The organism is Chitinophaga sp. (assembly GCF_036569125.1).
GTDB lineage: Bacteria > Bacteroidota > Bacteroidia > Chitinophagales > Chitinophagaceae > Chitinophaga.
Genome location: NZ_DATCRF010000218.1, coordinates 1 through 10,408, shown reverse-complemented (window position 1 = coordinate 10,408; position 10,408 = coordinate 1). Strand labels below are relative to the sequence as shown.

Here is a 10,408-nt window from a genome sequence, read left to right as displayed (position 1 = left end):
ACATACCCCTGTTTTACCAGCTTATCCAGCAAACGGGTTACGTCACTGGCCTTGTCCAGTAACACTTCTTTGATCTCTCCTGCAGACACCGGTTTGGGATGCCGGCCTTTGATGATACGCAACGCATTGAAATGCTGAGGCAGGATGTCATATTTTTTGAAAATTTCGGCATTTGCATCCCGAAGCCAGTTGCTGGTGAATATTAGGTTGACCAGGGCCTTGTGGAAATTATTGCTGAACTTGCCCTGCTTAATGGCTTCTTCTATTCTCATAGACCGCAAAGTTAACAAAAACACAACAGACGTTGTAACGGATTTAACCCATAGGGGATAAATGGGGGATATCTCTATGCGAACTTTTATCGCATTTTATAATGAAAAGTTTGTTAACTCCTCGTTAAGAAACGCCAAATATTCACGTTTACTAGATAAAACTCACACTTCACCAAATGTATAATGCTTGGTACGGTTAAGCATATATCTTTGTTATAGGTTTTTCATAGGATATGGTTAAAAAATTAGGCGGTATTCCTACCGCCTTTTTTATTTCTCTAAGTTCTTCATGCTGAATGCCTAACGGCTGAAACCCAATAGCAGTAAGCCATTGCGCCTTTGTAATTTATTACCAGAAGCGTACATACAACGCGCTCAATATCAATAATGTAATTACAATTAACACCATTGTTGCAGGCTTTACACGGAACATGCTGGCATCCAGTTCAAATGCTTTCGGATTCACTTTAGGACCCGCTAAGCTCATACACACCATTACTAACACAGTGAAAAAGAAAGCCCATCCCATACAGATAAGGAATGGAATTTCGTATTTGCCCTTCCCGTTAGGAAATGCGGTGTATAAAAGTGTTTCATTACCAAACCATTGCGGTGCATAGTTGTTGAACACCACTGATAAAACAAAGCCTGTAACAATGCCGGCCACTGCGGCGGCGCCGGTAGTGCGCTTCCAGAACATGCCCAGCAGGAACATAGCAAATACCCCCGGACTAATAAAACCGGTGTATTTCTGGATAAATGTAAAACCACCTTCCCCGCCAATGCCCAACAGATCATTCCAGGTAAATAAAATAGCCAGCAACATTGCTGCTACGATCACCAGGCGGCCGGTCCATACCAGCTGCTTTTCATTAGCATCCTTACTAATATACTTTTTATAAATATCCAGTGTGAAGATGGTAGAGATACTATTGGCCTTCCCGGCCAGCGATGCTACAATAGCTGCTGTTAAAGCCGCCAGAGACAAGCCTTTGAGGCCGGTGGGTAAAAATCCAAGGATAGCAGAATACGCATTATCTGCATTGAAATGCCCACCCGGCGCCATCTCCTGCTGCAGCGCACCATTGCGGTATAATACGAAAGCTGCAATACCCGGTAACATTACAATTACAGGCATCATAAGCTTCAGTAAACCGGCAAACAAAATACCGTTGCGGGCTGTTTGCAGATTGGCGCCCAGCGCACGCTGGGTAATATACTGGTTACAACCCCAGTAGTTCAGGTTCACGATCCACTGCCCTGCTAAGTACATTGATAAACCAGGCAGCATCAGGTATTTATTGATCTCCTGTTGCGGTGCATCTGCAGCCGGTTTTTGCATGATCATTTTAAAGTGATCCGGGGAATCTTTCATGAGCGCCTGAAAACCCGCCAGCACATTGCTGCCCAGGCCAAAGTGCTCACTCACCATTGTGAGCGCCAGGTACGTAGTGGCTAAGCCGCCAATGATCAATACAGCCACCTGTATCACATCGGTATAACCAATTACCTTCATACCTCCCAGGGTGATCAGCAGTGCAAATACCGATAACCCGATCATGATCAAATGAAAATTACCATTGCCTACCAGGCTGTTAATGGCCAGGGCGCCCAGGAACAGGATGGACGTTAAGTTTACAAACACATACAGGAATAACCAGAAAATAGCCATAATAAGGCTCACCGTTTCGTTATAACGGGTTTTCAGGAATTGCGGCATGGTAAAGATCTTGTTCTTCAGGTACACGGGCATAAACCATACTGCCACAATGATCAGCGCAATAGCCGCTATCCATTCATAGGCGGCTACGGCCACGCCTACAGAAAAACCATTGCCACTCATACCAATGAACTGCTCCGCCGAAATGTTGGAGGCGATCAAAGAGGCGCCAATGGCCCACCAGGTAAGGGAACCTTCTGCCAGGAAAAAATCCTTGGTATCCATGCTGGTCTTTTTCTTACGGCGGTAGATCCAGTATCCGTAAGAAGCCACTACCAGGAAGTAGATAATAAAAATAACGTAGTCTATAAGTGCGAGTTTGTTCATAACGGTGAATTACAATATTAGCGGTACTAATATAGTGTCAATCCGACAATTATTCAAATAATTGTAATCAAATGAGGCAAATGGGGAAAAATATTAACCGGTAAGCAGGTCCCTTCTCCCCTGTTTATCTACCCTGAAAATAGCCCCATTTTCAAACAGCACGCCTTCTGAAATACCTTCTGCATGCAGGGTATCCACATCTATTACCCTCCCCTCAAAAAAGGTGGTTAATTTATTTACCGTGGTGTGTCCTATAACAATATGCTGCACCCCGAACCGCTGCAGGGTATCATTTACCTCCTGCGGGGTGGCCTGTCCAAGGGCATACCCGCGGTACCAGAAGGGTGAAGCCGCTGAGTACATAAGCAGGTATAAGGCCGGATGCCGGGGCGGCATCCCCATAAAGTACCAGTTACGGCATAATTCATTTATATCCGGTATAGAAAGCTGTAAAGCATTTACCTGGCTGCTGATGCCTCCATGCACAAACAGCACTGCGCCTATTTTTTCGATAATGTTCTTAGTGGCCAGCCAGCGGCCCAGCTCTGTATGGGGCTTGTACCAAAGCGTATAGTCATGCTGCAGCAGGCGGGCATTGGCCAGGTATTTTTCAGGCACATAGCGCAGGTCGTCCGTCATGTTCATGATCTCATGGTTACCCAGTATAAAATGCACATAACCACCCTGCTCCCGGGCCTTTATTTCCAGGCTGTAAAACAGCCATAAGCATTCCGTTACATGCGGGCCACGGTCCATGCAGTCGCCGGTGAGCACCAGGCGCCCATTGCCGAAGGTCCAGCGGTATTGATAGTCTATTACGCCATTGGCCAGCAGCAGGTCGCGCAGGGCGTTAAAATTGCCTTCTATGTCCGAAATAGCTAACAGCTTCCCGGCAGCCGGGTAAACAGATGGCTGCGGCTGTAAAACGGGCTGCAAGGGGGTGGAAAAGTTCCATTCCGGATGTCCGGGGAAAGTGCAGTGAACGGTTATACGGTGTTTTTCTTCCAGGGGAAAGGATTGAACGGCTGCAACCGGCTTGCCCTGCCTGCCGGTAATGGACTTTACCAGGATGGTATCTCCCTCGTAAAAAATATGCGGGCCATCGGTTGCTGCTTTCATGATAACTAATATACTAATTATCACAGCCCTGTTAAAAAGTGAAGGGTGAGATATAAAAGCCGCTTCAAGCTTCCATACTCACCCTTGTAATGGTTATTAATAATACGATTAATGCGTTTCTTTCAGATGCAGCGTTTCCTTGTCATAATAGAAATCTATTCCCACGCCTGTGTTCTTCAGATTTTTCAGGAAAAAAGGCAGATCATGGTGTTTATCCAGCACACCGGTAAAAGGTGCGTTGGCCAGTGACTGATCATCAAACACCACATTTACGCCAAACCAGCGTTTGATCACCGGCGCCAGGTCGCGCAGGCGGGTATTATCAAACTGGAAAACGCCGTTCATCCATGACAGCACTACCTCGCTGTCAAACTGCTGTACGGTAAAGCCCAGGTGCTCGGTATATACCGCTTCCTGACCGGGTTTTAATACCAGGGTAGAGGAACCTGAGTGGGTGGCTACTGCGCCGGATACCAGGCTGGTGCTGGTGATGCCGGTTTTATAGGTATTTATATTGAATTCTGTACCCAGCACTTCTACTTCTGTTTGCGGGGTATGTACAATAAAAGGCTTTTCTGCATTTTTGGCTACCTTAAAATATCCTTCCCCTTCCAAATACACTTCCCTGCGGCCTTCATTAAAACCAAAGGGGAATTTCAGGGTGGAAGTTGCATTCAGCCAAACTTCCGTACCATCGGATAAAATAAGGCGGTAGTCCATTTTAGGCGGTACAATGAGGGTGTTCAAACCACCCATGGTACGGTCTTCTGTAGTATACTGCAGGGTTCTGGCGCCGGCGTTCAGCGCTACGCTGCCGGCTGTGATCTGCTGTGAAGGTTCGTTGTAAGGGAGCTGAATGGTTTTACCGTTGGAGAGCTTTAAGCGCAGCCCCTTTGCATGGGAAGCTGCTTCCGCCATTTCCGTACCTGTCATGGGGACAGATGGTTTCAGGAGGAAGTATGCGCCGGTGGCCATAACACCCAGCACACAGGCGGCCGCCAGCCATTTTACGATTGGGAACCGCCGGATCTTATGTTGCGGTTGCAGCAATTCCTGTTCAATTTTTTGCCAGGCAGCCTCATTATCCTCGATCTCATACCAGACATCCTCATCAAAATCGTGCAGCCTGATATCGTCCCATAAGCGGCTAACGTCCTCGTTGCCTGCCATTAGCTGTTCCAGGTACTGGTTATCCGCGTGGTTAATGTTCCCTTTCTTCTTGCGTAACAGCAATTCGTAAATATGCTCCTGAGTATATTCCATTTGATCGATTAGTGCCAATTGGTGATAAGTTAAAATTTTGAACAGCATTCTGAGGAAAAATATATACCATGACAATGAAGCTGAAAGCATATAGCTAAATACAGCGGGCCAATTACGCTGTTCTCATTGCGCAGACTGTTCCAAAAGTAACGCTAATCGATTTAGCAGTAGTTAACAGGCCGTTAATCCCCCTGTTAAGGATATGTTAAACCCTCCGGTTGCAGCCACTGTTCATAAGGCACTTCCACCTGTTGTAACAGTTTGTCTTCCAGGAAGGTAGCAAAGGTTTCGAAGTACACCACCACATCGTCCCGCTGGTTCCTTTTTAACCAGCGAAAACCACCTGGTAAACGGTCCAGCACATCCCGGTCCTGTAAATATTCAATATTATGTATATCCGTTGGCGTAAGTCCCGTTTCCAGCAGTTTGGTGATCAGCATGGCTACGGGGGCATTGGATACCACGCAGTACTCCTCTGCCAGCTCTGTCCACTCCCCTATGCCGGTTTGGGCATAGTACAGGATATCCTCTTTACTCAGGTTTGTAACTACCTGCAGCAGGTTGCCGCAGTTGCAGGTGCCATGGTTGCCCCATGCATACGGAGCCCCGTTTTTCAGACGTTTGGCCGTTTCACGTAAAGCGGCTATCAGTTCAATGTTAGGTTGGGCCATAAAACACGCTTTTACTTAAAGTTACGGAAAATGGTTGAGAGTCCATGGTCCATGGTCCATAGTCCATAGCATGCTGCGGGGCTGTTAGAGTGCGCGTTTACAGTCCCATAGTCCATTGCCTGCTGCATGGAAAACGGGTGTACCGTGATCCACTTGCTTGCTGCCTCAGTGAAACTGCATTTGCATTGCAGGCAACCCACCAGGTTCAATAGGTCATTGCCGCAATTCGCCTGCATCAGCCAATATTATTTCTTTTACACGTAATACCTGCCTTTTGCAGTATGCAATGGACTATGGACCATCGACCATGGACCTTTAATCAAAAACTTTTAATTGTATAATTGACATTTATAAAAATAATGCCTAGCTTAGTGACCTCAAACTTCACGTTATAATGAAAAAAATACTCAGCTCCCTTGCGGCCTTGTTATCTTTTTTATACGTGGCCGGGCAAAACGATGCCACGCTCACTATTCAGCAAAATAATACCGGCGCCACCATCAGCCGGCATATTTACGGCCACTTTTCCGAACACCTGGGAAGATGCATCTACGACGGTTTTTGGGTAGATGAGAAATTGCCGGTGAAAAAGAAAGACCGCATCCGCCTGGATGTGGTGGAAGCCCTGAAAAAAATACAGATTCCCAACCTGCGCTGGCCAGGCGGCTGTTTTGCAGATGAATACCATTGGCGCGATGGCATTGGCCCCCGCGACCAACGCCCTAAAATGGTGAACACCAACTGGGGCGGCGTTACAGAAGATAACAGCTTTGGCACCCACGAGTTCCTGGAGCTTTGCAGCCTGCTGGGCTGCGAGCCTTACATCAGCGGCAACGTGGGCAGCGGCACCGTAGAAGAAATGAATAAATGGGTGGAGTACCTGAATTTTAACGGAGAAAGCCCCATGACCAAAATGCGGAAACAGAACGGACGCGAAGAACCCTGGAATGTGCATTTCTGGGGAGTAGGTAATGAAAGCTGGGGTTGCGGCGGCAATATGACAGCTGCCCACTATGCAGATGAATACCGCCGTTATGCCGTTTTTGCCAAAAATTACCCGGGCGCCACGCTGAAGAAAATTGCCTGTGGCGCTTCTGATGGTGATTATAAATGGACGGAAACCGAAATGCAGAACATTCCGCTGAACCAGATGTGGGGCCTTTCCCTGCACTATTATACCGTGCCGGGAACCTGGCAGAAAAAAGGTTCCGCCACCGCATTTGATGAGCAGGCATATTTTACCACTATGAAGAAATGCCTTCATATGGAAGAGCTGGTAAGCCGCCATAGCGCTATCATGGACCACTATGATCCGGAAAAACGTGTAGCCCTGGCCGTTGACGAATGGGGCATCTGGACCGACGTAGAACCCGGCACCAATCCCGGTTTCCTGTACCAGCAGAACAGCCTGCGCGATGCGCTGGTAGCAGCATCCACACTCAACATTTTTAACAACCATTGCGACCGTGTACGCCTGGCTAACCTGGCGCAAACCGTGAATGTGCTGCAGGCCCTTATCCTCACCGACAAGGAAAAAATGCTGCTCACACCTACCTACTACGTGTTTGACCTGTTTAAAGTACACCAGGATGCCAAGCTGCTGCCTATATTACTGAATAGCCCGCAGTACAGCATGGGTAATGAAAAGATCCCTTCAGTAAATGCATCTGCTTCTGTGGATTCCAACAACGTGATCCATGTTACGCTGGTGAACCTGGATCCGCACCATGCCATTAATGTATCTGCCCAGATCAGTAACCTTTCCTGGAAAACGGTGGATGGGCAGGTGTTAACAGCGGCCAAATTCACCGCCGTAAATACCTTTGATGCACCGCATACCGTGCAACCCGCCAAATTTAACGGCGCCAAAAAGAATGGCAATAACCTGAATGTGAGCTTACCGCCACAATCTGTGGTGTTACTGGAGATGAAGAATTAATAGTGAAGAATTATTAATATAGCGAAGCGGATAAACACCAAGCAGGCTGTGTTCCTTTATAGAACACAGCCTGCTTTTTTATTGGGGATGGATGTTGGTATAGGGTTAATAATAATTATTATCTGTTCTTTGTATTGCCGGGTTTAGCCGGTTGACCGGACTTCTGGCGGTCTTTTGCTTTGTTCTTCTGTATTGCAATATCTGAGACATCATTCTTTTGTGTCTCACGGGTAATATTGCGGCTATAATCATTCCCTACGTTAGGGCCGCCCTGTTCTAAACCCTGGCTTCCGATTGATCTGTCTTTTGCCGGCATATCTAATAGTTTTAATGTTAAAAAATAGTTTCCGTTTAACCACTTTTACAGCGCTAAAATGGTGCCAGCCTGTTTACGGAAGGGGCGGCTAAAACGCCTGCCGGCGCGGCATTGCTCACTCTGCCGGTTTGCGTAACAGGTATTGTATACAATTGGTATCCATGGTATATGCATGCGAGCACTCCCAGCCCTGCTGGTTCATATAGTTCAGCGCATCTACAATCGTGTTGAATTTTAAAATATTGCTGTCTGCATCTTTGAGCTGGTTGGCTTTTTTCATGCGGTCTCCTTTCTCCTGTCCATAGTCTACATATATTTTCACTTTGGACGATAAAAAGCTTCCACGGGCTACAACGGTACAATATTGCCATTTAGTGACCTGTGAGGGTGTTCTGAATGCAAATAGCGTGGCTACAAATGCTACCAGGATAAGGGTAACGAGGAATTTTTTGTTTTCCATAAGTAAGTGGTTTTATACTCCACACATTTAAGTTCGTATAAAACCACTTACAGGGGTGTTAAGTGAGGTTAAGCAACGTTAACAAGCGTTAATGCTTTTCAAGTGTCAAAACAATTCCACACTCCATGCCCGTTCAAACTCCCCATCGGGCGCCAGCTCTATGATGCCTTCCTTTTCTTCCAGCCGGCCGCTCGCATCCACATGATCGGCAATTCCACACCAGGGCTCTATGCATATAAAATCCGCATTTTTAGCGGCCCAGATCCCCAGGTAAGGAAATCCCTTAAAATGAAAAGTAAGGCCATGCGGCGTTCTGTCGCTTTTCAGGGTAACGGTATCAGAAGCCAGGTGCTTTAATACCAGGGCATCCTGGTAAAATAAGGATCGTTTTAATGGTAAGGTTTGCGTATGTTCCAGCAAAGGCTGTGTGGTGCGCTCAATCAGCCCGGCTGCAGACAGCGGCCATTTACCGGCATTCTCCTCTTTATTAAAATACAGGTAATAATCTTCATAGGCCGTACCATCTGCCAAAGGCAGCCTGAAGGCGGGATGGCCGCCCACGGAGAACAGCAGCTTTTCATTCCCGGTATTTTTTACCCGGTAGGTAACGGTTAAGCTGGTATCCTGCAACGCATAAGCTACCTCAAACTGAAAATGAAAGGGATATACCTTTAAGGTATCTGCACTATCCGTGAGGCGCAAAGTAGCGCTGGTGGCTGTTTGCTGCACCACTGTAAAAACATTATCCCGCGCAAAACCATGCCGGCCCAGCGTGTACGTTTCGCCGTTATACTGGTAGCTGTTATTATGCAGGCCGCCTACAATGGGAAAAAGCACCGGGCTTTTTTTACCCCAGAACGCTGCATCGCCATTCCAGAGATATTCCAGGGGCATATCCTTACGGGTCAGGGTTTGCAGCTCGGCCCCGTGTTCGGCAATAGTGAGGTTTATTTTGTCGTTGGAAAGCTGTAGCATAAGATGGTTAGTTGTGGGGCAAAAATAATAAAAAGCGTTAAGTGGGCAGGCTAAAAGAATGTAAAATCATAAATGTAAAATTTCAAATGTAAAAGTGAAATGCAGCGGATAAGGAACTGCGTTCCCACTTTTACATTTTACATTTATGATTTTACATTTTACATTCTTTTTAGCCTGCCACGCGTTACCAGACAAAAGTAGCTACAGCCTTGCCTTCCATGGAGTAAGTGTATTGGTGCGTACCGTCTGTAACTGCAAAGGTTTTTGCCTCGGCTTCCCGGTTCAGCACTACCAATACTTTGGAATTATCCTTATTCAAAAATGCTACGCTTTCCAGGCCGGGAACGGCGCTACCGGTCATCGTTACACGAAAAGCGCCGGGCCGTACAAATTTAGACAGGTGGCCAATAGCATAATACTCCACGTTGTAGGTAATATTGCCGCCGGATGCTATGGTTACCACTCCCCTGCAATCCTGGCAACCTCCGTTACGCGGCCCGCTGTTGCTGTCCAGCGCCAGGTTCCAGAGCAAAGTGATCTTAGACCAGTTGTTCATGGCGCCAATGAATAAATTACTCATGTTCCAGTCCAGGTTGGATGCAAAATCCGTAGCCCAGGCGCCGCCGGAGACCTCTGTAAAATAAAGGCCTTTATCCGGGTGCTGTGCATGCACCTGCGTCATAGCGCTTACCTGCCCTGCATAAGCGTGAAATGCAGAACCGGTGATGTATTGTTTAGCCTGCGCATCGTTCAGGATATTAATCGGGTATTCCGGGTGGTCCCAGTTATGATCATACACTATAATGCCGGTGTTAAGCTTATTCTTTTGAAAAGCAGGCCCCAGGTTATCTTTTATGAATGCAGCCTGCATAGCGGCATCCATGTACATGGAGGGATATTTGGCTTCAAACAGCGGCTCATTCTGCGGAGTAATGGTATTAATAGAAATCCCCTCCTGCTGCATGGCCTGCAGGTATTTTACAAAGTAGCTGGCGTAGGTTGCATACCATTCTGTTTTTAAACGGCCGCCTGCCAGCTTACCATTATCCTTCATCCAGGCAGGTGCGCTCCAGGGTGTGGCCATCAGCTGCAGGTCCGGCGCTAACTCTTTAATGGCCTTCAGTACGGGCAGCACATCTGCCTTATCCTTCTCTATAGAAAAATGTGTTAAGCCGGCATCTGTTTGCCCTGCGGGCAGATCATCGTACGTAAAATCAGCCAGCGAAAAATCCGATGCGCCCATGGTTAGCCGCAGGTAGCTGATGCCTATGCCCTGCTGCGGATCAAACAGGTCCTGCAGCAGCTGCTTACGTTGTGTGGTATTGAGCTTATTGATCACGTAGGCC

The 10,408-nt window shown here is 47.3% G+C and carries 10 protein-coding genes; 1 reads left to right on the top strand and 9 read right to left on the bottom strand.

Annotated elements, in window-relative coordinates; translation table 11 throughout:
- The 5 genes from VIM87_RS07770 to VIM87_RS07750 form a co-directional block, all read right to left on the bottom strand.
- Positions 1 to 272, bottom strand: a 272-nt coding sequence (locus tag VIM87_RS07770; RefSeq protein ID WP_331996435.1) for a MarR family transcriptional regulator, incomplete at its 3' end; no start/stop codon positions are given.
- A gap of 349 nt (positions 273 to 621) precedes the next feature.
- A complete protein-coding gene (locus VIM87_RS07765) occupies positions 622 to 2,319 on the bottom strand; it encodes a sodium:solute symporter family transporter (protein WP_331996434.1) in 1,698 nt (565 codons plus the stop codon).
- Between the two features lie 93 nt (positions 2,320 to 2,412).
- Positions 2,413 to 3,438, bottom strand: coding sequence for a metallophosphoesterase (locus VIM87_RS07760; RefSeq protein ID WP_331996433.1), 1,026 nt, complete (start codon positions 3,436 to 3,438; stop codon positions 2,413 to 2,415).
- 108 nt (positions 3,439 to 3,546) lie between these two features.
- The gene (locus tag VIM87_RS07755) at positions 3,547 to 4,701 is read right to left on the bottom strand and encodes a FecR family protein (RefSeq protein ID WP_331996432.1); all 1,155 of its coding nucleotides are present in this window, start codon (positions 4,699 to 4,701) and stop codon (positions 3,547 to 3,549) included.
- Positions 4,702 to 4,895: 194 nt separating this feature from the next.
- Positions 4,896 to 5,372, bottom strand: a complete 477-nt coding sequence (locus tag VIM87_RS07750; protein WP_331996431.1) for a hypothetical protein — start codon at positions 5,370 to 5,372, stop codon at positions 4,896 to 4,898.
- Positions 5,373 to 5,766: 394 nt separating this feature from the next.
- Here VIM87_RS07750 and VIM87_RS07745 point away from each other — a divergent pair, with 394 nt between their 5' ends.
- On the top strand, positions 5,767 to 7,311 hold the full coding sequence (locus tag VIM87_RS07745; RefSeq protein ID WP_331996430.1) for an alpha-N-arabinofuranosidase: 1,545 nt from the start codon (positions 5,767 to 5,769) through the stop codon (positions 7,309 to 7,311).
- 118 nt (positions 7,312 to 7,429) lie between these two features.
- On the opposite strand, the gene VIM87_RS07740 is transcribed toward VIM87_RS07745, so the two are convergent.
- The 4 genes from VIM87_RS07740 to VIM87_RS07725 all read right to left on the bottom strand — a co-directional run.
- On the bottom strand, positions 7,430 to 7,627 hold the full coding sequence (locus VIM87_RS07740; protein ID WP_331996429.1) for a hypothetical protein: 198 nt from the start codon (positions 7,625 to 7,627) through the stop codon (positions 7,430 to 7,432).
- A gap of 115 nt (positions 7,628 to 7,742) precedes the next feature.
- Positions 7,743 to 8,087 carry a hypothetical protein gene (locus VIM87_RS07735; protein WP_331996428.1) on the bottom strand — a complete coding sequence of 115 codons (345 nt, stop codon included), beginning with the start codon at positions 8,085 to 8,087 and terminating at the stop codon, positions 7,743 to 7,745.
- Between the two features lie 105 nt (positions 8,088 to 8,192).
- Entirely contained in the window at positions 8,193 to 9,062 is an 870-nt protein-coding gene (locus tag VIM87_RS07730) for an aldose 1-epimerase family protein (protein ID WP_331996427.1), read from the bottom strand.
- 184 nt (positions 9,063 to 9,246) lie between these two features.
- Positions 9,247 to 10,408, bottom strand: a 1,162-nt coding sequence (locus tag VIM87_RS07725; protein WP_331996426.1) for a glycoside hydrolase family 30 protein, incomplete at its 5' end; no start/stop codon positions are given.

Excerpts from the sequence above, each read along its gene's own strand:
- VIM87_RS07765 (WP_331996434.1), bottom strand. The coding sequence starts at position 2,319 with ATGAACAAACTCGCACTTATAGACTACGTTATTTTTATTATCTACTTC.
- VIM87_RS07760 (WP_331996433.1), bottom strand. The coding sequence starts at position 3,438 with ATGAAAGCAGCAACCGATGGCCCGCATATTTTTTACGAGGGAGATACC.
- VIM87_RS07755 (WP_331996432.1), bottom strand. The coding sequence starts at position 4,701 with ATGGAATATACTCAGGAGCATATTTACGAATTGCTGTTACGCAAGAAG.
- VIM87_RS07750 (WP_331996431.1), bottom strand. The coding sequence starts at position 5,372 with ATGGCCCAACCTAACATTGAACTGATAGCCGCTTTACGTGAAACGGCC.
- VIM87_RS07745 (WP_331996430.1), top strand. The coding sequence starts at position 5,767 with ATGAAAAAAATACTCAGCTCCCTTGCGGCCTTGTTATCTTTTTTATAC.
- VIM87_RS07740 (WP_331996429.1), bottom strand. The coding sequence starts at position 7,627 with ATGCCGGCAAAAGACAGATCAATCGGAAGCCAGGGTTTAGAACAGGGC.
- VIM87_RS07735 (WP_331996428.1), bottom strand. The coding sequence starts at position 8,087 with ATGGAAAACAAAAAATTCCTCGTTACCCTTATCCTGGTAGCATTTGTA.
- VIM87_RS07730 (WP_331996427.1), bottom strand. The coding sequence starts at position 9,062 with ATGCTACAGCTTTCCAACGACAAAATAAACCTCACTATTGCCGAACAC.